The organism is Nigerium sp. (assembly GCF_039811905.1).
Lineage (GTDB): Bacteria > Actinomycetota > Actinomycetes > Propionibacteriales > Propionibacteriaceae > Propioniciclava.
In genome coordinates, this window is record NZ_JBDHZL010000001.1 from 112,571 (window position 1) to 134,021 (window position 21,451).

Below are 21,451 nucleotides of genomic sequence, written 5' to 3' on the forward strand. Positions count from 1 at the left end.
CAATCGTCGGGTTCGCCGGGCGATCCGCCGCGGCGACGTCGGGCCGAGAAAGGGGAGTTTCATGCGGGTGCTGGTGGCGATGTCGGGCGGGGTCGATTCCGCCGTGGCCGCCGCGCGCATGGTGGACGCCGGCCACGACGTCACGGGCGTGCATCTCGCGCTGAGCAAGAACCCGCAGTCGTTCCGGACGGGCGCCCGCGGCTGCTGCTCGCTGGAGGACTCCCACGACGCCCGGCGCGCGGCCGACGCGCTCGGCATCCCGTTCTACGTGTGGGACCTGTCCGACCGGTTCGCCGCCGACGTCGTCGACGACTTCCTCGCCGAGTACGCCGCCGGGCGCACCCCGAACCCGTGCCTGCGCTGCAACGAGAAGATCAAGTTCGCCGCCGTGCTCGAGCGGGGCCTCGCGCTCGGCTTCGACGCCCTGGCCACCGGCCACTACGCGCGGCTGACGCGCGACGGCGACACCGTGCTGCTGCACCGCGGCGGCAACGCCGAGAAGGACCAGAGCTACGTGCTCGGCGTCCTGAACCAGCAGCAGTTGCGGCGGGCGCTGTTTCCCCTGGCGGGCACGCCGAAGCCCGAGGTGCGCGCGGAGGCGGCCGCGCGGGGGCTGTCGGTCGCGAAGAAGCCCGACAGCCACGACATCTGCTTCATCCCCGACGGCGACACCGCGGGCTACCTGACCGGCAAGCTCGGGCGCCGCGAGGGCGCGATCGTGGACGCCGACGGCGTCCGGGTGGGCACCCACGACGGGACGCACCGGTACACGGTCGGCCAGCGCCGGGGGCTGCACCTGGGCGTGCCGGCGCCCGACGGGCGTCCGCGCTACGTGCTCGGCATCTCCCCGGCCGACAACACCGTCACCGTCGGCCCGCGGGAGGGGCTGCGCGTCACCGAGCTGACCGGCATCCGGCCCACCTGGACGGCCGACGCGCGGCCCGGCACGTGGCGCGGGCTGGTCCAGGTGCGGGCGCACGGCGAGCCCATGCCGGCGACGATTACCGCCGGGGCGGACGAGGTGCGGGTCGCCCTCGACGAGCCGGCGTACGGCATCGCGCCTGGTCAGGCGGCGGTGTACTACGCCGACGATCTGGTCGTCGGCGCCTGCACCGTCGCCCGGACGACCCCGGCCGCGGAGGCCGCGTGAGCGGGGCGACCGTCCTCGGATCGCTCCCCGGGCGGGACTTCCCGGCAGCCGCCCGCCTGATGCTGAGCGACGTTCCCGACCTGCCGTGCCTGCCCGAGCTGCCCGCCCGCGGGCCGTGGGCGGGCATGATCGGGCGCGCGGCCGCGCTCCTCGCCGGGCTGGACGCCGAGTTCGCGGCCGGTCAGTGGCGCCTCGCGGCGCACCCCGGCGTCGACCTGCGGCGCGCGCGGGCGACGCTGCGCGACGACCTGGACATCCTGGAAGAGGCCGCCGACGGTTACTCCGGGCCGCTGAAGGTGCAGGTGACCGGCCCGTGGACGCTCGCGGCGTCCGTGTTCCTGCCGCTCGGCGGACGCCTGCTCGCCGACCGCGGGGCGCGCCGCGACCTCGCGCAGTCGCTCGCGGCCGGGGTGGCCGACCACGTGGCGGAGGTGGCCCGGCGGGTGCCCGGGGCCGTCGTGCGGCTGCAGGTCGACGAGCCGTCGTTGCCGGCCGTGCTCGCGGGCACGGTGCCGACCGAGGGCGGGTACTTCCGGCACCGGGCCGTCGAGGCGTCCGAGGCCGCGGAGCGGCTCGCCGAGTTCGCCGCGCTGACGCCCGACGCGCTGGTCCACTGCTGCGCGCCCGACGTCCCGGTGGGGCTGCTCACCCGCACCGGACGCGACGGGGCCGGCTTCGCCGGCCTCAGCCTGGACGCCGCCCTCGTCGGGCGGCTCGACCCGATCGCCGAGGCGGTCGAGCGCGGCGTCGACCTGTACTGGGGCGTGACGAGCGGGCCGGAGGCGTCCGACGCGATCGTCTCGCGGACGCTGGCGCACCTGCGCCCGCTGGAGCTGGGCGAGACCCTGGCCGACCGGCTGTGGCTGACGCCCGCCTGCGGGCTGGCCGGGCTGAGCGTGCCGGAGGTGCCGCGCGTCCTCGCCTCGCTGCGGACGGCTGCGGCCGACGTGCAGGACGCGCTGCGCTCCTAGTCGCACCCGGGTGCGACGAGGGTCGGCGACGATCGCGCGGGCCCGGCGAACGGGCCGCGGGAGGCTCCGGGCGGGCATAGGCTGAGCGCATCACCCAGCCGCGACCTGCGAGGAACCGATGCCCGAGATCTCCCAACAGTCCCACGTCCTGCGTCCCGCCGACCTGCCCGGCATCGACCGCGGCCGCGGCGCCCGGACGACCCCGCTGGTCACCGTGGGTCGCGGCGCGACGGCGTTCATCAACGGGCGCACCGAGTTCGGCCCGGGGGCCTCGATCGCGCACCACACGCACAACGTCCCCGAATCGGTGCTGCTGGCGCAGGGAGCCGCGATCGTCGACATCGACGGCGTCGAGCACGAGCTGAGCGTGGGCGACGTGGCCTTCGTGCCGGCGAACGTTCCGCACCACTTCACGAACGCGTCCGACTCCGAGCCGGCCGCGATCTTTTGGACCTACGGCTCGCTGGACGCCACGCGCACCAAGGTGTCCGACGGCGTCCGGGAGCGCATCGACGTCGAGCAGGGCTCCCTGGGTGAGGAGCCGATGAAGCTCGTCCGCGAGCAGGTGGAGCTGCACGTGGCCGAGGGGCAGGACGCCCCGTTCATCTCCGCGGTCGCGCAGGCCACCACGGTGTTCCAGGGGGCCGAGGGCTGCCGGTCGTTCCACCTGGAGAAGTCGGTCGACAAGCCGGGTCACTACCGCCTGATCGTGCAGTGGGAGACCATCGAGCACCACACCGAGATCTTCCGCAGCGGCGACCGGTTCATCCGGTGGCGCGAGCTGGTCAGCCCCTTCCTCGCCGAGCCGCCGGCCGCCGAGCACTTCGTCGAGGTGTACACCGGCTTCTGAGCAGGCGCTTCGTTCATCGGACGCCGCGGGCGCGAGTCGCCCGCGGCGTCCTGTTGTCCCGGGCGTCCGGGGGCCGCACCTCGCTGACCCGCCCGCGGGGGCGTCCGGTTTCGTCGGTGGGAGCCGGTAGGTTTTCCCGCGTGAGTTTGGAGACCGACCGCACCCGGCACCAGGAGTTGGCCGAAGAGATCCGGGCGCATCGCGCCCGCTACTACATCGACGACGCGCCGACCATCAGCGACGGGGAGTTCGACGCGCTCATGGCCGAGCTCCAGGCGCTGGAGGCCGCGCATCCGCAGCTCGTGTCGCCCGACTCGCCGACCCAGCAGGTGGGCGGGTCGGCGTCCGCGACGTTCGCGCCCGTGGTGCACCGGCAGCCGATGATGAGCCTCGACAACGCGTTCTCGACCGACGACGTCCGCAAGTGGGCGGCGCGGCTGGGTCCCGAGCTGCCCGAACTGCTGTGCGAGGTGAAGATCGACGGGCTCGCGCTCGACCTGGTCTACGTCGACCGACGCCTGGTCAGCGCGGCCACGCGCGGCGACGGCCGGGTGGGGGAGGACGTGACGGGCAACGTCCGCACGATCGGGTCGATCCCGAACCGCCTGCCGGCCGAGGCTCCCGACGTCGTCGAGGTGCGCGGCGAGGTGTTCATGCGTCCCGACGACTTCGCCGCGCTCAACGCGCGCTTGGTCGAAGCCGGCAAGACGCCGTTCGCGAACCCGCGCAACTCCGCGGCCGGGTCGCTGCGACAGAAGGATTCGCGGGTGACGGCGTCCCGGCGTCTCGGGTTCTTGTGCCACGGCCTCGGCGAGGTGACGGGCGTGGAGATCGCGCGGCAGTCCGACAGCTACGACCTGCTGGCGAGGTGGGGGCTGCCGGTGAGCAGCCACACCCGCATCGTGCACAGCCTCGACGAGGCGTTCGCCTACATCGACCACTACGGCGAGCACCGCCACGACCTCGAGCACGAGATGGACGGGGTCGTCCTGAAGGTCAACGACCGGGCGCGGCAGCTCGAGCTGGGCTTCACCTCGCGGGCGCCGCGCTGGGCGATCGCGTACAAGTACCCGCCCGAGGAGGTGACGACCACGCTGCTCGACATCCGGGTGAACGTGGGCCGGACGGGCCGCGTCACGCCGTACGCGGTGATGGAGCCGGTCGTCGTCGCCGGTTCGACCGTCGAGCAGGCGACGCTGCACAACGCGTTCGAGGTCGAGCGGAAGGGCGTCCTGATCGGCGACACGGTGATCCTGCGGAAGGCGGGCGACGTCATCCCCGAGATCCTGGGGCCGGTCGCGGCGTTGCGTCCGGCCTACGCGCACCCGTTCGTCATGCCCACCCACTGCCCGGCCTGCGGCACCGAACTCGCCTACGAGAAGGAGGGCGAGAAGGATCTGCGCTGCCCGAACCAGCGCTCGTGCCCCGCCCAACTGCGGGAGCGGCTGTTCCACGTCGCGTCGCGGCAGGCGCTCGACATCGAGACGCTGGGGTGGCAGGCGGCCGACGCGCTGCTGAGCGCCGGGCTGCTCGCCGACGAGGGCGACCTGTTCGCCCTGACCGCCGACGACCTGCTGCGGGCCGATTTCTTCAGAACCAAGGCGGGCAACCTGAAGGCGAACGGCGCGAAGCTGCTCGACAACCTCGAGCAGGCGAAGACGCGGCCGTGGGCGAAGTTCCTGGTCGCGCTGTCGATCCGGCACGTCGGCAAGGGCGTCGCGCCCGACGTCGCGGCGGCGTTCCGCAGCGTCGACGCGCTCCAGGCGGCGAGCCTGGAGGAGCTGTCGGCCGTGGAGGGCATCGGGCCGATCCTTGCCGCGTCCATCACCGACTGGTTCACGGTCGACTGGCACCGCGAGATCGTCCGCAAGTGGCGCGAGGCCGGCTGCGTGCTGGCCGACGCCGAGCCGGAGGCGTCCGGGGAGCCGCAGACGCTGGCCGGGCTGACCGTGGTGGTTACGGGCGCGGTGCCCGGCTACACGCGCGACTCGGCGAACGAGGCGATCGAGGCGCGGGGCGGGAAGGCGTCCGGGTCGGTGAGCAAGAAGACGTCCGTGCTCGTGGCGGGGGAGACGACGGGCTCGAAGTACGTCAAGGCCGAGTCGCTGGGCGTCCCCATCCTGTCCGCGGAGGCGTTCGCCGACCTGCTCGAGCGCGGCGCGGCGGCGGTGCCGGCGTCCGGGGGCGGCGACGGGCCCGAGGTAGGGTGAGCGGCATGGACGGCCTGCACAGCGACCTCGACCTGAACGCGGCCACGTCGCCGCGCGTGCGTCCGCGGGTCGGCGAGTGGGGCCCGCCCGAGGTGCCGACGACGGGGCAGAAGCGCCGCCAGCGCTGGCTGGCGACGCTCGTGTTCGTCGCGGCCGTGCTGGCCATCACCGCGTTCGGCTTCTTCGCCTACCTGCAACTGCGCGGCTGATCGCCGCCGACGAAACGGCCCGCCGAGGGGCACGTTCTCCGGGGCGCCGCACAGCGGCCCCCCAAGACAGCGCAGCGGCCGGCCGGGCCGAAGGGCCCCACCGGCCGCTGTGTCGCGGCGCTGCCGGACGCCTACCGCGGGATGTTGCGGATGTTCGACTTCGCCATCGCGACCGCTTCCCCGGCGCCGCGGTTCAGCACGATCTTGCTCATGGCCGTCGCGAACCCGAACACCTGCTGGCTCGTGACCTCGGGCGGCAGCGAGAGCGCCTTGGGGTCGGTCACGATGTCGACCAGCGCCGGGCCGCGGTGGTCGAAGGCCTCCTTGTAGCCGGACGCCAGCTTCCGCGGGTCGGTGATCCGCACCGCCTTGATGCCCAGCCCCTCGGCTACGGCCGCGTAGTTCGTGGCCGGGACGTCGACGGCGTAGTCGGGCAGGCCATCGACCAGCATCTCGAGCTTCACCATGCCGAGGCTGGAGTTGTTGAAGACGACGATCTTCACCGGCAACTGGTACATCGCGACCGTGACCAGTTCGCCGAGCATCATCGACAGGCCGCCGTCCCCGCTCACGGAGATCACTTGCCGCTGCGGGAACGCCGCCTGCGCGCCGATCGCCTGCGGCAGTGCGTTCGCCATCGAGCCGTGCAGGAAGGACCCGATCAGCCGCCGCGTGCCCATCGGACGCAGGTAGCGCGCCGTCCAGACGTTGCACATGCCGGTGTCGGCGGTGAGGATCGCGTCGCGCGCGGCCAGGTCGTCGAGGATCGACGCTGCGTACTCCGGGTGGATCGGCTTCATCTTCTCGACCTTGCGCGTGTACGCGCCGACCGATTTGGTCATCAGCTTCTCGTGCCGCTTGAGCTGGGCCTTGAGGAAGGCGTCCTTCTTGGGCTTGACCAGGGGGATCAGCGCGCGGACGGTCTCCAGAACGTCGCCGTGGATCGGCAGATCGACGCCCGTGCGGCGCCCCAGCACCTCGCCGGCGCGGTCCACCTGGACGGTCGTGACGCCCGGCAGGAACTGGTTGTACGGGAAGTCGGTGCCCAGCATGATGAGGAGGTCGGCGTCCTGCATGCCCTCGGCCGCCGCGCCGTACCCGAGCAGGCCGGTCATGCCGACGTCGAACGGGTTGTTGTGCTGGATGTACTCCTTGCCGCGCAGCGAGTGGCCGACGGGGGCGGACAGGATGCGGGCCAGCTCGATGACCTCGTCGTGCGCGCCCTTGACGCCGGCGCCGGCGAAGATCGCGACCTTCCCCGCGGAGTTCACGAGGTCCGCGAACTGCTGGACGACCTCGGGCGGCGGGACGACCGCGGGCTCGGCCGTCTTGACGAACCTCGGCGTCGGGACGTTCGCCTCCTCGTCGGCGACGTCGCCCGGCAGCGTGACGACCGAGACGCCCTTGAGCGTGGTCGCGTGCCGGATCGCCGAGTCGAAGACGCGCGGGCTCTGCTGCGGCGTCGAGACGAGCTCGTTGTACACCGAGCACTCCACGAACAGCCGGTCGGGGTGCGTCTCCTGGAAGAAGCTCATGCCGATCTGCGGGCTCGGGATGTGGGACGCGATGGCGAGCACCGGGGCGTGCGAGCGGTTGGCGTCGTAGAGGCCGTTGATGAGGTGCAGGTTGCCCGGGCCGCACGAGCCGGCGCACACGGCGAGTTCGCCGGTGAGCTGCGCCTCAGCGGACGCCGCGAACGCGGCCGCCTCCTCGTGGCGGACGTGCACCCAGTCGATGCCGCCCTTCGCGGCACCGCCGGTGCGGCGGACGGCGTCCACGATCGGGTTCAGGCTGTCCCCGACGATGCCGTAGATGCGCTTGACCCCCGCATCCATGAGTTGGGCGATGATCTGGTCTGCGAGCTTCACTAGTTCTCCTGGATCGGTCGATGACGGGTGCCCCCGCAAAGATTCCGGAGCAACGGTATGCCGAGGATCAGCGGGGTGACGAGGGACTTCGCCGTGGGCGGACGGAGTCGGCGTCGAGGGTGAGGTGTGATCGCGGTCGTGGGCGTCAGCGCTGCTCCGCCAGGGCGGCGAGGTGGCGCAGGCGCGCGATCTCCGACTTGAGGAACGCGGGGCCGCCGGCGCGTCCCAGGACGATCGTGTGCGTGGACGGCGCGCGGCACGGGGCGACCGCGACGATCGTGGCGCCCCAGTCGGGTAGCCACCCGGCGACGAGGTCGTCGGCGTGGGCGGCGTCCAGCGCGCCGAACAGGTGCGCCTGCTCGGGCAGCAGGTCGGGCGCGAGGGGCGTCTTGTGGGCGAGCCGGCCGGTGTCGCGGTCGACGAGCAGCGCCCAGGTGGCGTGGAAGACCTCGGGAGCGGCGTCGGTGAGGATCGTCTCGGCGGCGGCGGGGTGCTCGGCCATCTCGTTCAGCACGTCGACGTCAGCCTGGAGGCCCCAGTTCTCGGGGTAGTAGGAGAGCCACACGACGTCGACGCCTTCGATGGCCGTGCAGGCGGCGACGAGCGAGTCGGGCAGGACGCCGTTCGGCAGGTGCAGCATGAAGTCGTCGACCGCGAACCCCTCGTGCTTCTCCACGATCTCGACGGCGGCGATGTCGGCGCGGACGGTGCCCAGCGCACTCGCGACAGCACCGAGTGAGCCGGGTCGGTCGGGCAGGGCAACGCGCATCAAGAACACGCCCCGAGTCTGGCGCATACGAGTTACGCATGGGTTAAGGCGTCCGGAGTGCAGAACGGACGCCCCGCGCGCGGGGCTCTAGGATAGTCGGGCCTGCGGCCCGAGGGGCCGCGGCTCCGGACAGCCGAACCTGACCACCCGAAGACAGGAGCATCACCGTGGCTTTGAGCCCGACCGATGTCGCGCGGCTCGCGGCGCTCGCGCGCATCGAGCTGACCGAGGAGGAGCTGGCGCGGCTCGCGCCGCAGTTGGAGGTGATCCTGGACGCCGTGGCCGACGTCGCGGAGGTCGCGTCCGAGGATGTGCCGCCGATGTCGCACGCGCTGCCGCTGACGAACGTGTTCCGGGACGACGAGGTGCGTCCGGGGCTCACCGCCGCCGAGGTGCTGGCCGCCGCGCCCGCGGTCGAGGACGACCGCTTCCGCGTCCCGCGGATCTTGGGGGAGGGAGCATGAGCGCCGCGATCGTCCGGGCGACCGCGGCCGAACTGGGCCGGCGGATCGCCGCTCGCGAGCTGACCTCGGTCGAGGTCACGCAGGCGTTCCTCGACCGCATCGCCGCCCACGACGGCGCGATCAACGCCTTCCTGCACGTGGACGCCGCCGGTGCGCTCGAGCAGGCTGCCGCCGTCGATGCGCGGCTGGACGCGGGGGAGAAGCTGGGCCCGCTGGCGGGCGTCCCGGTGGCGCTGAAGGATCTGTTCTGCCAGCGCGGCGTCCCGACGACGGCGGCGTCGGCGATCCTGGCCGGCTGGGAGCCGCCCTACGACGCCACGGTGACGCGGCGGCTGAAGGACGCGGGCCTCGTCATCCTGGGCAAGACGAACCTCGACGAGTTCGCCATGGGCTCCTCGACGGAGAACTCCGCGTTCGGCCCCACGCACAACCCGTGGGACGTCGAGCGCATCCCCGGCGGGTCGGGGGGCGGCTCGGCGGCCGCGCTGGCCGCCTACCTCGCGCCGCTCGCGATCGGGACGGACACGGGCGGGTCGATCCGCCTGCCGGCGTCCGTCACGGGCACGGTCGGCGTGAAGCCGACCTACGGCGGGACGTCGCGGTTCGGCGTGATCGCGATGGCGTCCTCGCTGGATCAGCCGGGCCCCTGCGCGCGCACGGTCGAGGACGCCGCCCTCCTGCACGAGGTCATCGCCGGCCACGATCCGGCCGACTCGACGTCCATCGACGCGCCGGTGCCGCCTGTGAGCGAGGCGGCCCGCTCGGGAGACGTCGCGGGGCTGCGCGTGGGCGTGGTGAAAGAGCTGGGCGGCGAGGGCTACGAGCCGGGCGTCGAAGAGCGGTTCGCCGAGGCGCTGGACGCCCTGCGCGCCGCCGGGGCCGAGGTCGTGGAGGTCTCCTGCCCGAACTTCACCTACGCGCTGGGTGCGTACTACCTGATCATGCCCAGCGAGGTGAGCAGCAACCTGGCCCGCTACGACGCGATGCGCTACGGCCTGCGCGTGGGCGACGACGGCACGCGCAGCGCCGAGGAGGTCATGAACCTCAGCCGCGGCGCCGGCTTCGGCGACGAGGTGAAGCGCCGCATCATCATCGGCACGTACGCGCTCAGTTCGGGCTACTACGACGCCTACTACGGGTCGGCGCAGCAGGTCCGCACGCTGATCGCGCGCGACTTCGACGCCGCGTTCGAGCAGGTGGACGTCCTCGTCTCGCCCTCGACGCCGACCGTGGCGTTCCCGCTGGGCGAGCGCGTCGCCGACCCGCTCGCGATGTACGCGGCCGACCTGTGCACGATCCCGTCGAACCTGGCCGGCAACGCGTCGGCGTCGTTCCCGTGCGGCCTGTCGGACGGCTTGCCCGTCGGCTTCCAGGTCATGGCCCCGCCGTTGGCCGACGACCGGCTCTACCGGGTGGGGGCGGCGCTCGAGCGCGCGCTCGCCGGCGCGGGGGGCTGCGTCCTGTGCGACGCGCTCGCCGACGGCCCCGCGGGGGCCTACCTCGACGTGGCGAAGGAGGCCTGACATGGACGACCTGATGGACTACGACGACGCGATGGCGGCCTACGACACCGCGCTCGGGCTGGAGGTGCACGTCGAGCTGAACACAGCGTCCAAGATGTGGTGCGGCTGCACCACGGCGTTCGGCGGCGAGCCGAACACGCACGTGTGCCCGGTGTGCCTCGGGCTGCCCGGCTCGCTGCCGGTGGTGAACGGCAAGGCGGTGGAGTCGGCGATCAGGATCGGGCTGGCCCTGAACTGCTCGATCGCGCGCTGGTGCCGGTTCGCGCGCAAGAACTACTTCTACCCCGATATGCCGAAGGACTACCAGATCAGCCAGTACGACGAGCCGCTGTGCTTCGACGGGCACGTGGACGTCGAGGTCGACGGCGAGACCCACACGATCGAGATCGAGCGCGTCCACATGGAGGAGGACGCCGGCAAGCTCACGCACGTGGGGGGCGCGACCGGGCGCATCCAGGGCGCGGACCACTCGCTGCTCGACTACAACCGGGCGGGCGTCCCGCTGATGGAGATCGTGACCAAGCCCGTGCTGGGGCTGGGGGAGAAGACCCCGCAGGTGGCCCGGGCCTACATGTCGCTGCTGCGCGATCTGATGCGCGCCCTCGGCGTGTCGGAGGCGCGCATGGAGCGCGGGAACATGCGCTGCGACGCCAACGTGTCGCTGATGCCGAAGGGGTCGTCCGAACTCGGCACGCGCACGGAGACGAAGAACGTGAACTCGCTGCGGTCGGTGGAGGGCGCGCTGACGTTCGAGATCCGGCGGCAGGCCGCGGTGCTGGGCGCCGGCGGTCGCGTCACCCAGGAGACCCGCCACTGGCACGAGGAGGGGCACACCTCCCCTGGGCGCAGCAAGGAGCAGGCGGAGGACTATCGGTACTTCCCCGAGCCCGACCTCGTCCCGGTGGCGCCGAGCCCCGAGTGGGTCGAGCAGCTGCGCGCGACGCTGCCCGAGCCGCCCGCCGCACGGCGGGCCCGGCTCGAGCGCGAGTGGGGCTTCTCCGAGTTGGAGATGCGCGACGTCGTCGCGGCGGACGCCGTGGGCACGATCGAGGCGACCGTCGCGGCCGGGGCGTCCCCGCAGGCCGCGCGCAAGTGGTGGCTCGGCGAGCTCGCGCGGCGCGCGAACGAGGCCGGCGTCGAGCTGGACGCCGTCGGCATGACGCCCGCCCAGGTCGCCGAGCTGCAGGGGCTCGTCGAGGCGAAGACCATCAACGACGGGCTGGCGAGGCAGGTCATCGACGGCGTGCTCGCCGGCGAGGGCTCGCCGCCGGAGGTCGTGGACGCCCGCGGGCTGGCGATCGTCTCCGACGACGGAGCCCTGCTCGAGGCCGTGGACGCCGCGATCGCGGCGAACCCGGACGCCGTCGCGAAGGTCCGCTCGGGCAAGACGCAGGCCATCGGCGCGCTGATGGGGTCGGTCATGCGGTCGATGAAGGGCAAGGCGGACGCCGGCCGCGTCCGGGAGCTGCTGGCCGAGCGGATCGGGTGAGCGACCGGACGGCGTCCCGCTGGTGACCCGGGCGACCGGGCGTCCGGCGGGAACTCCCGGCAACCCGATCTGACTGGGCGAAACCCGTGCGAGGATGAAACGCACACTCACCGCAGAGTCACGAAAGGCACACCATGGAACTCCGCTCCGACGCGCAGTACTCCCTCGTCATCCCGACGTCGATGGGCGTCCGGATCACGCCGCAGGACCGCCAGCCGGTGCATACGTCCGACCGCTTCTTCCTGCAGGTCACCAGCGCCGAGAGCAACGTGGCGAGCGTCGTCGCGTACTTGGGCGAGCCGACGAAGGTGCTCACCGCCTTCGTGAAGGACTCGCCGATCTCGCTGATGATCAAGTCGAACCTGCGTTCGCGCTTCATGGACTACGAAGGCCCCGACATCGAGCAGGGGGACGCCTGGGGGTACCGGCACCAGTTCAACATCGCCGACTCGGGCTACGGCGGACGCGGGCCGCGCGTCTGGAACGACCGCGCCGGCGAGGTCGGCCGCGAGCTGAGCGCCGACCAGTTCGACCTCGACCGGCTGTTCGGCGAAGAGGGCGTGAAGATCCTGCACCTGTCGGGCCTGATCGCAGCGTTGAGCCCGAAGACGTCCGCGTTCTGCGTCGAGCTGGCCAAGGCCGCGAAGAAGCACGGGACGCGCGTCGCGATGGACCTGAACTACCGGGCGTCCTTCTGGGAGGGCCGCGAGGACGAGCTGAGCAAGGCGTTCCACGAGATCGCCGAGAACTGCGACATCCTGTACGGCAACGAGGAGGACTTCCAGCTCTGCCTTGGCATCGAGGGCCCCGAGGCCGGCGGCAAGTCGATCGACGACAAGATCGAGGACTTCAAGGCCATGATCGGCCGCATCAAGGAGGCGTACCCGGGCGCCCACTACATCGGGACGTCGCTGCGCGAGGTCGTGTCGGCCAACCAGCACAAGTGGGGCATCCTGCTGTGGAACGACGGCGAGTTCTACCTCGCCCCGCTGCGCGACATCGACGTCATCGACCGCATCGGCGGCGGCGACGGGTCGGTGGGCGGCGTCCTGTACGGCATCCTGAAGGGCTGGTCGGTCGAGCAGTGCGCCCAGTTCGGCTGGGCGACCGGCGCGCTGGCGGCGACGTCGCTCTACGACTACGGAGCCCCTGCCGATGAGGAGCAGGTCTGGGCCCTGTGGAAAGGCAACGCCCGCGTGAAGCGGTGAGCGTGGGGTCGCGACCTCGACGACGCTCGCCGCACGTCGACGACCTTCTCTCCACCTAGCAGACAAAAACCGACCTCGCGCGTGCCACAACACGCGCGAGGTCGGTTTTCGTCGTCGAGGTGAGGGCGGCGTCCCTGCCGAACACCGATGCGCGCCCTGTGGACGAGGGAATTGGTATCCACAGATCCGTCCTGCGGCCCCGGCGACGGCGTCCCGTTTGCTGGAGTGGGGTCATGCACCACGACCTGTTCACCACAGCCCGCCTGCGCGAGGTGGGCGTCGACGAGAGCGAGCAACGACGGCTGGTCCGCGCGGGGGAACTGATCCGCGTCCGCCACGGGGTCTATCGGCCGGGCGGGCACCTCGACCCCGAGGCCGAGCACCTGATGAGCGTCCGGGGCACGGTCCCGCTCCTGGATGGTCGGGCGGTCGTGAGCCACGCGTCCGCTGCCGTCCTGCACGCCCTGCCCGTGCCCCGGTCGACGCTGAAGCGCGTCTGCGTCACCCGGCCCGGCGCGAGCCGCGGGTACCAGACCAAGGCCCTGCGCGTCCGCGGTTGCCCGGTCAGCGCCGACGAGATCGTCGAGGTCGACGGGCTGCGGGTGACCTCGCCCGCTCGGACCGCGGTCGACCTCGCCCGGGAGTTGGCGTTCCCCTGGGCCGTCGGGGTCGTCGACGCGGCCCTTCGGTCGGGCGTCCGGAAGGACGTCCTCCGCGATCACGTCGTGGCGGGCGCGCGCTGGCCGGGAAACAGCCGGGCGCGGGCAGCCGTCGAGTTCTCGGACGGTCGCTCGGAGTCGGTCGGCGAGTCCCGCAGCCGCGTGCTCTTCGCTCAGGCGGGTCTCCCACCGACGGCCCTCCAATATGGGGTGGCGTGGAACGGGACGTTCGTCGGGCGCGCGGATTTCGCGTGGGAGGACCGGGGCGTCCTGGGGGAGTTCGACGGCCTGGCGAAGTACGGACGCCTCCGGCATCCCGACGAGACCGTCGCGGACGCGGTGGTTCGCGAGAAGGTCAGGGAGGACCGGCTGCGGGACGCCGGTTACCTCGTCGTGCGTTGGACCGACGCCGAGCTGGACGCCCCCTCCATGCTGCTGCGCCGCGTCCGCGCCGTGCTGGACGCCGGCCCGGGGCGGATCGTGCGGTGACGGCACCTCGACGACGATCTGCCCACCTTGCAGACATTCACCTCACCTCGACGTCGAAAACCGACCTTGCGCGTGTTGTGGCACGCGCGAGGTCGGTTTTCGATGTCGAAGTGGGGTGCGCCGACCGGGGAAGCGTCGATCGGGGGTGCGCCGACCAAGGGCCGCCGCGTCCGAGACCTACGCCCGCTTCAGGCGCATGATCGCGCCGGGCTCGCCGATGAACCGGACGACCGCGGCGTCCCGGCGACCGAAGGCGAAGAGCAGCAACTCGGACGGCTTCCCGATCACGGTCACGATCTGGGCTCCGGGGGAGGCGTGCAGCGACTCCCCGGTGCCCTCGCGCTCCAGCACGACCCCGTCGGGCGACCGGCGCAACAGGAGGCGTCCCATCGACGAAAGGCGGGCCCACAAGGCGTCCTCCATGCCGTCGGGGAGCTCGCGCGGCGCCAGGCCCGCGGGCCTGCGGACGTCTTCGGTGTGCACGAAGTACTCCGTCAGGTTGCCCTTCTCGTCCATGCCGGGCAGCGAGAAGGGCGACAGCGGCGGCGGCCCGTTGCGGACCGCGCTCACCAGCCCGTCGAAGCCGAGCCGCTCCTGGGCGGCGCGCATCCGGCCGTCCAGCAGGCCGGCCAGCGGCGGGATCGCCATGCCGGACGCGGCCCACGTCTCGTACTCGCGCACGTACAGGTGGGCGGCCAGGTCGGACGCCGTCCACCCCTCACACAGCGTCGGGGCGTCGGGGCCGGCTTCGGACAGGGCGTCGCAGCAGGCGTCGCGCTCGTGCTTGGCGTACATGGGTCCGACCCTAGCGCGACCGCTCGCCGCGCTCAGCACGCCGGACGCCGCGGGCGCCGGCCCATCCCAGCGGACGCCCGGCAACAAGCGTGGACGGAGCGCCGTGGAAGAATGGCGAACATGCCCACCGACCTTCCCGACGACCTCGCCGCGCGAGTGACGTTCAACGAGGCCGGGCTCGTGCCGGCCGTGGTGCAGGACGCGACGTCCCGCGAGGTGCTGATGATGGCGTGGATGAACGCCGAGGCCCTGGCCCACACGCTCGCGACGCGTCAGGGCACCTACTGGTCGCGCAGCCGACGGGAGTTGTGGGTGAAGGGGCTGACGTCGGGGCACACGCAGCGCGTGCGGGAGGTGCGCCTCGACTGCGACGGCGACACCGTCCTCGTGACGGTCGACCAGACCGGCGGGGCCTGCCACACCGGCGACCGCACCTGCTTCGACGCCGACCTCGTCCTGGCCGACGACACGGCCACGGCGGACGCCGCGGGCCCCGCATTTGCGGCCCCCGCGTCCCCCGCACCTGCTGCCCCCGATCAGCGCACCCCTGAGCCGAAGGAGGCCCGATGACTCTGACCATCACGCCCGACCTCGCGGGGTTCAAGGCGGCGGCGTCCGAGCGCGGGCGCCGCGTCGTCTCGGTGTACACGCGCCTCCTCGCCGACGACTTCACCGCGGTGGGCCTCTATCACCACCTGTGCGGCGACCGGAAGAACACGTTCCTCTTCGAGTCGGCCGAGGGCGGGGTGTTCTCCCGGTACTCGTTCCTCGGGGTCAACGCCGCCGCCACGCTCGTCGAGCGCGACGGGCAGGCGGTCTGGACGTGGGCGGGCCGCGAGATCGAAGGCCTGCCGACCGGGGGCGACCCGCTCGAGGTCATGCGCGAGACGCTCGCCGCGCTTCACACGCCGCGCGTCGAGGGGCTGCCGGCGCTCACATCGGGGCTGGTGGGGTACCTGGGCTACGATGTCGTCCGGCGGCTGGAGCGCGTCCCCGACGACAACCCCGACGACCTCGGCATCCCCGAACTGGTGATGATGCTCGTCACCGACATGGCCGTCCTCGACCTGCACACCGGCGAGGTCTGGCTCATCGCCAACGCGATCAACTTCGACGACTCCGACGAGCGGGTGGAGGAGGCCTACGCGGACGCCTGCGCCCGCGTCCAGGCGATGGCCGACCGGCTCACCGAGCCCGCGGAGCCCCTGGTGGCGACCCGGTCGGCGGAGGCGTCCGGCGAGGTCGTCCGGCAGCGGACGCAACCCGAGTTCGAGGCGTCCGTGCGCGCGGCCGTGGAGGAGATCAAGGCCGGCGAGGCCTTCCAGATCGTGGTGAGCCAGCGCTTCGAGACGCCGTGCCCCGCGGACGCCCTCGACGTCTACCGCGTCCTCCGCGGCACGAACCCGAGCCCCTACCTCTACCTGCTGCGGCTCGAGGGCCTCGACATCGTCGGGTCCAGCCCCGAGGCGCTCGTCACGGTGACCGACCGGCGCGTCACGACGCACCCGATCGCCGGCAGCCAGCCCCGCGGGGCGACCCTGGAGGAGGACGCCGCCCTGCAGGCCCGCCTCGAGGCCGACCCCAAGGAGCGCGCCGAGCACCTCATGCTCGTCGACCTGGGGCGCAACGACCTGGGCCGCGTCTGCGTCCCGGGAACGGTGTCGGTCATCGAGTTCATGAAGGTCCGCAAGTACAGCCACATCCAGCACCTGGAGTCGACGGTCGTGGGCGAGTTGCGTCCCGAGCACACCGCGCTGGACGCCACCGTCGCCTGCTTCCCGGCCGGCACGCTCTCGGGCGCCCCGAAGGTGCGCGCGATGGAGATCATCGACCGGCTCGAGGTGAGCCGCCGCGGGCTCTACGGCGGCGTCGTCGGCTACTTCGACTTCGCGGGCAACTCCGACGTGGCGATCGCGATCCGCACGGCCGTGCTGAAGGAGGGGCGGGCGTTCGTCCAGGCCGGCGGCGGCATCGTCGCCGATTCGGTCCCGGCGTCGGAGGATCTGGAGTCCCGCAACAAGGCGGCGGCAGCGCTGCGGGCCGTCGCGACGGCGTCCGGGCTGGTGCGGCTCGGCGACGCGCGCGAGGGGGATGCCTGACGTGCGGCCCGGCCCCGTGCTCGCCTTGTGGGTGACGGGCGCGGCGACGCTCGTCGCGGCGTCCCAGTCGTGGTTCTCGGCCGAGGGCACCGTCGCGACGCACGTCACCGGCACCGAGGCCACCGGCGGTCAGGCGCAGGCGCTCGCGCTGGTCGCGCTCGCGGGCGTCCTGGCGACGCTGGCCGTCCGGGGGAACGGACGCCGCGTCCTCGGCGTGGTGCTCGCCGCGATCTACGCGTGGGCGGCCGTCGTGGGGGCGCAGGCGTCCGGGCGGGCGCCGGAGGGCGCGACGTTCGGAGCCGGCGCGCCGGTGCCGACGGGCTGGTCGTGGGCCTACGCCGGGGCGGCCGCGCTGGGGGCCTTGGCCGCCGCGTGGCTGGCGTGGCGGCCGCGGCGGGCCGGGTCGGCGGCGTCCACGGGCGCGAGCGCGCCGCTGGATGATTCGCTGACTTCCTGGAAAGCTATGGACGTCGGCGTCGATCCCACCGCCGACGAAGTCGAGGAGAAGAAGGACGAGCGATGACGCAGCAGCCCAGCGATCAGACCCAGCGCCACGGCGCGCACGCCGCACTCGCCCCCGGCCAGACCCCGAAGTACCACCACGGCCGCTCGCCGGCGTCCTGGGCGGGCAGCATGATCGCCCTGGTGGGCTTCGTGATCGCGGCGGTCGGGTTCTTCCTGGACCTCAACGTGCCCCTGATCGTCATCGGGCTCGTGGTCGCGGTCGGCGGGGCGCTGGTCGGCGGCCTGATGGCGCGGGCCGGGCTCGGCCAGGTCTGGGAGTGAGCGTGGGCGTCCTCGACGACATCATCCTGGGCGTCCGCGACGACCTCGCCGAGCGCGAGGCGCGGCGTCCGCTGGACGACCTCGTGGACGCCGTCGCAGGCCTTCCGCCCACCCGCGACCCGCTGCCGCGCTTCCGCGCGCCCGAGCTCGCGGTGATCGCGGAGGTGAAGCGGGCCAGCCCCAGCAAGGGTCACCTGGCCGACATCCCCGAGCCCGCCGACCTGGCGCGCGAGTACGAGGCCGGGGGAGCGGGGGCGATCTCGGTGCTCACCGAGCAGCGGCGCTTCCACGGCAGTCTGGACGACCTGGTGGCCGTCCGCGCGGCCGTCGAGACCCCGGTGCTCCGCAAGGACTTCATCGTCACCGACTACCAGCTCTACGAGGCGCGCGCCGCAGGCGCCGACCTCTGCCTGCTCATCGTCGCCGCCCTGAGCGACCTCGAGCTGAACCGCCTGCTCGCCCTCGCCGGCGACTTGGGCCTGACCGCCCTGGTCGAGGTCCACACGCCCGACGAGACCCGGCGGGCCGTCGACACGGGGGCCGCGCTGCTCGGCGTCAACAACCGCAACCTCCAGACTCTGGACGTCGACCTCGCCCAGTTCGAGAAGCTGGTTGATTTGATTCCGGACGATCGGGTGAGGGTCGCCGAGTCCGGCATCCTGTCCACCGCCGACGTCGCGCGTGTGGCGGAGGCGGGCGCCGACGTGGTGCTGGTCGGCGAGGCGCTGGTCACCGGCGGCAACCCCCGCCAGGCGGTCGCCGACTTCACGACGGTCGGCAGCGTCGCCAAGGGCGCGCTGCGGGCCAGTCAGCTATAGAGGAGAGACAACGTGACACTGCCCGATTCCTCGGGCCACTACGACGTCTTCGGGGGCAGGTTCGTCCCCGAGGCCCTGTACGCGGCCCTCGGCCAACTGGAGAGCGAGTTCACCGCGGCGCTGGCCGACCCCGATTTCGTCGCCGAACTGAACCGGTTGCTGCGCGACTACGCGGGGCGTCCGTCTCCCATCACGGAGGCCCGGCGCCTGAGCGAGGAGGCCGGCAACGCGCTCATCCTGCTCAAGCGGGAGGACCTGAACCACACCGGCAGCCACAAGATCAACAACGTCCTCGGCCAGGCCCTGCTGACCAAGCGCATGGGCAAGAAGCGGGTGATCGCCGAGACCGGCGCGGGCCAGCACGGCGTCGCGACCGCGACGGCCGCCGCGCTGCTCGGCCTGGAGTGCCGCGTCTACATGGGCAAGGTCGACACCGACCGCCAGGCGCTCAACGTGGCCCGCATGCAGTTGCTGGGCGCCGAGGTCGTCGCCGTCGAGGCCGGCTCCAAGACGCTCAAGGACGCGATGAACGAGGCCATGCGCGACTGGGTCGCGAGCGTCGACGACACGCACTACCTGATCGGCACGGTCGCGGGGCCGCACCCGTTCCCGAAGGTCGTCAAGGAGTTCCAGCGCGTCGTCTCCACCGAGGCGCGCCGGCAGATCCTGGACGCCTACGGCGAGCTTCCCTACGCGGTCGCGGCCTGCGTGGGCGGCGGGTCCAACGCCATGGGCATGTTCGCCGACTTCATCGACGACCCCGCGGTGAAGCTCTACGGGTTCGAGGCCGGCGGCGAGGGCATCGAGACCGGCCACCACGCGAGCTCGATCACGGGCGGGTCGATCGGCGTCCTGCACGGCATGCGCACCTACGTCCTGCAGGACGAGGACGGGCAGACCGTCGAGAGCCACTCCATCTCCGCCGGGCTCGACTACCCCGGCGTCGGCCCCGAGCACTCCTACCTCGCGGCGACCGGACGCGCGACCTACGAGCCGGTCACCGACGCCGAGGCGATGGAGGCCTTCGAGCGCCTCACGCGCCTGGAGGGCATCATGCCGGCGATCGAGTCGGCGCACGGCCTCGCGGGGGCGATGCGGCTCGGCCGGCGCCTCGCCGAGGAGCAGCCGGAGCTGCGTCCGATCATCTGCGTCTGCCTGTCCGGACGCGGCGACAAAGACGTGGCGACGGCCCTGGAGTGGTTCGGCCTCGACGGCCGTCCCAACGACACGGTGGGGGGCGCGAAGTGAGCGGCGTCCTGACCAGCGCCGGCAAGTCCGGCCAGGCGTACCTGCGGGCCCGCGAGGAGGGCCGGGCGGCCCTCGTCGGCTACCTGCCGGTCGGCTACCCCGACGTCCCGACGTCGTACCGGGCGCTCGCCGCGCTGTGCGGCGACGGCGACTCCCCGGGCGTCGACCTGGTCGAGATCGGGCTGCCGTACTCCGACCCGATGATGGACGGCCCCGTCATCCAGCGCGCCGGCACGAGCGCGCTGGAGCGCGGCGTCCGGACGCGGGACGTCTTCGGCGCGATCGAGGCCATCGCCGCCACCGGGACGCCCGCCGTCGCCATGACCTACTGGAATCTCGTCGACCACTACGGCGTGGACGCCTTCGCCCGCGACTTCGCGAACGCCGGCGGCTGCGGGCTCATCACCCCCGATCTCACCCCGAACGAGGCCGACGACTGGATGGCCGCCTCCGACGCCCACGGGCTCGACCGGATCTTCCTGGTCGCCCCGTCGTCGTCCGACGAGCGCATCGTCTCGACCGCGCGCGCGTGCCGCGGGTGGGTGTACGCGACGGCCGTCATGGGCGTCACGGGCGCGCGGCAGTCCACGTCGAGCGCGGCCCCCGAGCTGGTCGCCCGCCTGCGCGACCTGGCCCCCGACGTGCTCGTCGGCGTCGGGCTGGGCGTCTCGAACGGCGACCAGGCCGCCGAGGTCGGGGCGTTCGCGGACGGTGTGATCGTCGGGTCCGCGTTCGTCCGGACGCTGCTCGCCGCCGAGGACGCCGGCCGTCCCGACGACCTGAGCGCCCTGCGCGAGGTCGTGGCCGACCTAGCGGCGGGCGTCCGCCGCTCCCGGGAGTCCTGACGGTGACCGCGCCCGCCCCCTTGGTCGTCCCGTTGCCGACCCTGCCGCCGCTGTTCATCCCGTCCCCGCCGTTCAACGCGTTCCACCTGGGCCCGGTGACGATCCACGTCTACGCGCTCACGATGCTGACGGCGATCTTCACCGCCTACCTGATCGGCTCGCGGCGCTTCCAGGACCGCGGCGGCAGCGAGGACGACTTCGGAACGATCGTCATGTGGGCGGTCCCGTTCGGCATCGTGGGGGCGCGCACGTATCACGTCCTGACGCACTGGGGAGACTACTTCGGCCCGGGCCACATGAACCCGTTCGCGATCTGGGAGGGCGGCATCGCGATCTTCGGGTCGCTGCTCGGCGGGGCGCTGGGCGCGTACATCGGGGCGCGCCGGTGCGGCGTCCGGCTGCTGTCGTTCGGGGACGCCATCGCCCCCGGCCTGGCCGTCGGCCAGGCCATCGGACGCCTCGGGAACTGGTTCAACCAGGAGCTGTTCGGCTACCCGACGACCCTGCCGTGGGGGCTCGAGATCGACCCGGCTCACCGGCCGCCGGGCTTCGAGCAGTACGCGACGTTTCACCCGACGTTCGCCTACGAGCTGCTCCTGAACCTGCTGGCCGCGCTGCTGCTGGTCTGGCTCGCGCGGCGCCTCGACCTCGGCCACGGCCAGGTCTTCGCCCTCTACGTGGCCTGCTACGGGGCGATCCGCGTCGTCATCGAGGGGATGCGCACGGACTTCTCCTACTACCTCGGCCCGCTGCGCACGAACCAGGTGACCGCCCTGGTCGTGTGCGTGGGCGGCCTGATCGCGTTCGCGGCTCTGCGCCGGGCCTTCCCCCGCGCGGAGGCGTCCGTCTACAGTGACGGGCACCGCGAGCAGGACGCCGCGGCCCGCGGCCGGGTCGCCTCCTGAACAAACCGGCCCTTTTACCTCGTCGTCACACGCTTTGTCGATCGCCGATACAGCGCCGACTGGGCCACCCCCGTCTGTATGATCGCGTCGCCGCAG

20 protein-coding genes and 1 pseudogene are annotated in these 21,451 nt (G+C 72.6%); 18 read left to right on the forward strand and 3 right to left on the reverse strand.

Annotated features, from left to right (window positions below):
- Window positions 1–61: 61 nt before the first annotated feature.
- The 5 genes from mnmA (at window position 62) to WMJ97_RS00495 (ending at window position 5,390) form a co-directional block, all read left to right on the forward strand.
- A complete protein-coding gene (gene mnmA, locus WMJ97_RS00475; protein WP_347346984.1) occupies window positions 62–1,150 on the forward strand; it encodes a tRNA 2-thiouridine(34) synthase MnmA in 1,089 nt (362 codons plus the stop codon).
- Entirely contained in the window at window positions 1,147–2,121 is a 975-nt protein-coding gene (locus WMJ97_RS00480) for a hypothetical protein (protein WP_347346985.1), read from the forward strand. Before mnmA ends, WMJ97_RS00480 begins: the two co-directional genes overlap by 4 nt.
- A gap of 118 nt (window positions 2,122–2,239) precedes the next feature.
- On the forward strand, window positions 2,240–2,971 hold the full coding sequence (locus tag WMJ97_RS00485) for a cupin domain-containing protein (protein ID WP_347346986.1): 732 nt from the start codon (window positions 2,240–2,242) through the stop codon (window positions 2,969–2,971).
- 140 nt (window positions 2,972–3,111) lie between these two features.
- Window positions 3,112–5,181 (forward strand): NAD-dependent DNA ligase LigA, encoded by a 2,070-nt coding sequence (ligA, locus tag WMJ97_RS00490; protein WP_347346987.1) that lies wholly within the window; start codon window positions 3,112–3,114, stop codon window positions 5,179–5,181.
- A gap of 5 nt (window positions 5,182–5,186) precedes the next feature.
- On the forward strand, window positions 5,187–5,390 hold the full coding sequence (locus tag WMJ97_RS00495) for a hypothetical protein (RefSeq protein ID WP_347346988.1): 204 nt from the start codon (window positions 5,187–5,189) through the stop codon (window positions 5,388–5,390).
- Window positions 5,391–5,521: 131 nt separating this feature from the next.
- On the opposite strand, the gene WMJ97_RS00500 is transcribed toward WMJ97_RS00495, so the two are convergent.
- Entirely contained in the window at window positions 5,522–7,258 is a 1,737-nt protein-coding gene (locus WMJ97_RS00500; RefSeq protein WP_347346989.1) for a pyruvate dehydrogenase, read from the reverse strand.
- A gap of 145 nt (window positions 7,259–7,403) precedes the next feature.
- Window positions 7,404–8,027 carry an amino acid-binding protein gene (locus WMJ97_RS00505; RefSeq protein WP_347347041.1) on the reverse strand — a complete coding sequence of 208 codons (624 nt, stop codon included), beginning with the start codon at window positions 8,025–8,027 and terminating at the stop codon, window positions 7,404–7,406.
- Between the two features lie 167 nt (window positions 8,028–8,194).
- On the opposite strand from WMJ97_RS00505, the gene gatC reads away from it, so the two are divergent.
- The 5 genes from gatC (at window position 8,195) to WMJ97_RS00530 (ending at window position 13,859) form a co-directional block, all read left to right on the forward strand.
- Window positions 8,195–8,491, forward strand: a complete 297-nt coding sequence (gatC, locus tag WMJ97_RS00510; protein ID WP_347346990.1) for an Asp-tRNA(Asn)/Glu-tRNA(Gln) amidotransferase subunit GatC — start codon at window positions 8,195–8,197, stop codon at window positions 8,489–8,491.
- Window positions 8,488–10,014, forward strand: a complete 1,527-nt coding sequence (gatA, locus tag WMJ97_RS00515) for an Asp-tRNA(Asn)/Glu-tRNA(Gln) amidotransferase subunit GatA (protein ID WP_347346991.1) — start codon at window positions 8,488–8,490, stop codon at window positions 10,012–10,014. The genes gatC and gatA overlap by 4 nt, the downstream gene beginning before the upstream one ends.
- A 1-nt stretch (window position 10,015) precedes the next feature.
- The gene (gene gatB, locus WMJ97_RS00520) at window positions 10,016–11,503 is read left to right on the forward strand and encodes an Asp-tRNA(Asn)/Glu-tRNA(Gln) amidotransferase subunit GatB (protein WP_347346992.1); all 1,488 of its coding nucleotides are present in this window, start codon (window positions 10,016–10,018) and stop codon (window positions 11,501–11,503) included.
- Between the two features lie 134 nt (window positions 11,504–11,637).
- Window positions 11,638–12,711 carry a sugar kinase gene (locus WMJ97_RS00525; RefSeq protein WP_347346993.1) on the forward strand — a complete coding sequence of 358 codons (1,074 nt, stop codon included), beginning with the start codon at window positions 11,638–11,640 and terminating at the stop codon, window positions 12,709–12,711.
- A gap of 233 nt (window positions 12,712–12,944) precedes the next feature.
- The gene (locus tag WMJ97_RS00530) at window positions 12,945–13,859 is read left to right on the forward strand and encodes a type IV toxin-antitoxin system AbiEi family antitoxin domain-containing protein (protein ID WP_347346994.1); all 915 of its coding nucleotides are present in this window, start codon (window positions 12,945–12,947) and stop codon (window positions 13,857–13,859) included.
- 177 nt (window positions 13,860–14,036) lie between these two features.
- Here the strand turns inward: WMJ97_RS00530 and WMJ97_RS00535 are convergent, their stop codons facing one another.
- Window positions 14,037–14,654: a TIGR03085 family metal-binding protein gene (locus WMJ97_RS00535; RefSeq protein ID WP_347346995.1), complete on the reverse strand. Its 618-nt coding sequence runs from the start codon at window positions 14,652–14,654 to the stop codon at window positions 14,037–14,039.
- Between the two features lie 111 nt (window positions 14,655–14,765).
- Between WMJ97_RS00535 and hisI the strand changes: the two are divergent.
- The 8 genes and pseudogenes from hisI to lgt all read left to right on the forward strand — a co-directional run.
- Window positions 14,766–15,131 (forward strand): annotated as a pseudogene (gene hisI, locus WMJ97_RS00540) (phosphoribosyl-AMP cyclohydrolase); the annotation flags it as partial.
- A gap of 89 nt (window positions 15,132–15,220) precedes the next feature.
- Window positions 15,221–16,753 carry an anthranilate synthase component I gene (locus tag WMJ97_RS00545; RefSeq protein WP_347346996.1) on the forward strand — a complete coding sequence of 511 codons (1,533 nt, stop codon included), beginning with the start codon at window positions 15,221–15,223 and terminating at the stop codon, window positions 16,751–16,753.
- A complete protein-coding gene (locus WMJ97_RS00550; RefSeq protein WP_347346997.1) occupies window positions 16,746–17,276 on the forward strand; it encodes a Trp biosynthesis-associated membrane protein in 531 nt (176 codons plus the stop codon). Before WMJ97_RS00545 ends, WMJ97_RS00550 begins: the two co-directional genes overlap by 8 nt.
- On the forward strand, window positions 17,273–17,539 hold the full coding sequence (locus WMJ97_RS00555) for an HGxxPAAW family protein (RefSeq protein ID WP_347346998.1): 267 nt from the start codon (window positions 17,273–17,275) through the stop codon (window positions 17,537–17,539). The genes WMJ97_RS00550 and WMJ97_RS00555 overlap by 4 nt, the downstream gene beginning before the upstream one ends.
- Before the next feature lie 2 nt (window positions 17,540–17,541).
- On the forward strand, window positions 17,542–18,357 hold the full coding sequence (gene trpC / locus WMJ97_RS00560) for an indole-3-glycerol phosphate synthase TrpC (protein ID WP_347346999.1): 816 nt from the start codon (window positions 17,542–17,544) through the stop codon (window positions 18,355–18,357).
- A gap of 12 nt (window positions 18,358–18,369) precedes the next feature.
- A complete protein-coding gene (trpB, locus tag WMJ97_RS00565; RefSeq protein WP_347347000.1) occupies window positions 18,370–19,605 on the forward strand; it encodes a tryptophan synthase subunit beta in 1,236 nt (411 codons plus the stop codon).
- Entirely contained in the window at window positions 19,602–20,450 is an 849-nt protein-coding gene (trpA, locus tag WMJ97_RS00570) for a tryptophan synthase subunit alpha (protein ID WP_347347001.1), read from the forward strand. Before trpB ends, trpA begins: the two co-directional genes overlap by 4 nt.
- A gap of 2 nt (window positions 20,451–20,452) precedes the next feature.
- Window positions 20,453–21,355, forward strand: a complete 903-nt coding sequence (lgt, locus tag WMJ97_RS00575) for a prolipoprotein diacylglyceryl transferase (RefSeq protein ID WP_347347002.1) — start codon at window positions 20,453–20,455, stop codon at window positions 21,353–21,355.
- Window positions 21,356–21,451 lie beyond the last annotated feature (96 nt).

Bases quoted from the DNA above. Each gene is read 5' to 3' on its own strand.
- mnmA (WP_347346984.1), top strand. From the start codon at position 62: ATGCGGGTGCTGGTGGCGATGTCGGGCGGGGTCGATTCCGCCGTGGCC.
- WMJ97_RS00485 (WP_347346986.1), top strand. From the start codon at position 2,240: ATGCCCGAGATCTCCCAACAGTCCCACGTCCTGCGTCCCGCCGACCTG.
- WMJ97_RS00495 (WP_347346988.1), top strand. From the start codon at position 5,187: ATGGACGGCCTGCACAGCGACCTCGACCTGAACGCGGCCACGTCGCCG.
- WMJ97_RS00505 (WP_347347041.1), bottom strand. From the start codon at position 8,027: ATGCGCGTTGCCCTGCCCGACCGACCCGGCTCACTCGGTGCTGTCGCG.
- gatA (WP_347346991.1), top strand. From the start codon at position 8,488: ATGAGCGCCGCGATCGTCCGGGCGACCGCGGCCGAACTGGGCCGGCGG.
- gatB (WP_347346992.1), top strand. From the start codon at position 10,016: ATGGACGACCTGATGGACTACGACGACGCGATGGCGGCCTACGACACC.
- WMJ97_RS00525 (WP_347346993.1), top strand. From the start codon at position 11,638: ATGGAACTCCGCTCCGACGCGCAGTACTCCCTCGTCATCCCGACGTCG.
- WMJ97_RS00530 (WP_347346994.1), top strand. From the start codon at position 12,945: ATGCACCACGACCTGTTCACCACAGCCCGCCTGCGCGAGGTGGGCGTC.
- WMJ97_RS00535 (WP_347346995.1), bottom strand. From the start codon at position 14,654: ATGTACGCCAAGCACGAGCGCGACGCCTGCTGCGACGCCCTGTCCGAA.
- WMJ97_RS00545 (WP_347346996.1), top strand. From the start codon at position 15,221: ATGACTCTGACCATCACGCCCGACCTCGCGGGGTTCAAGGCGGCGGCG.
- WMJ97_RS00550 (WP_347346997.1), top strand. From the start codon at position 16,746: ATGCCTGACGTGCGGCCCGGCCCCGTGCTCGCCTTGTGGGTGACGGGC.
- WMJ97_RS00555 (WP_347346998.1), top strand. From the start codon at position 17,273: ATGACGCAGCAGCCCAGCGATCAGACCCAGCGCCACGGCGCGCACGCC.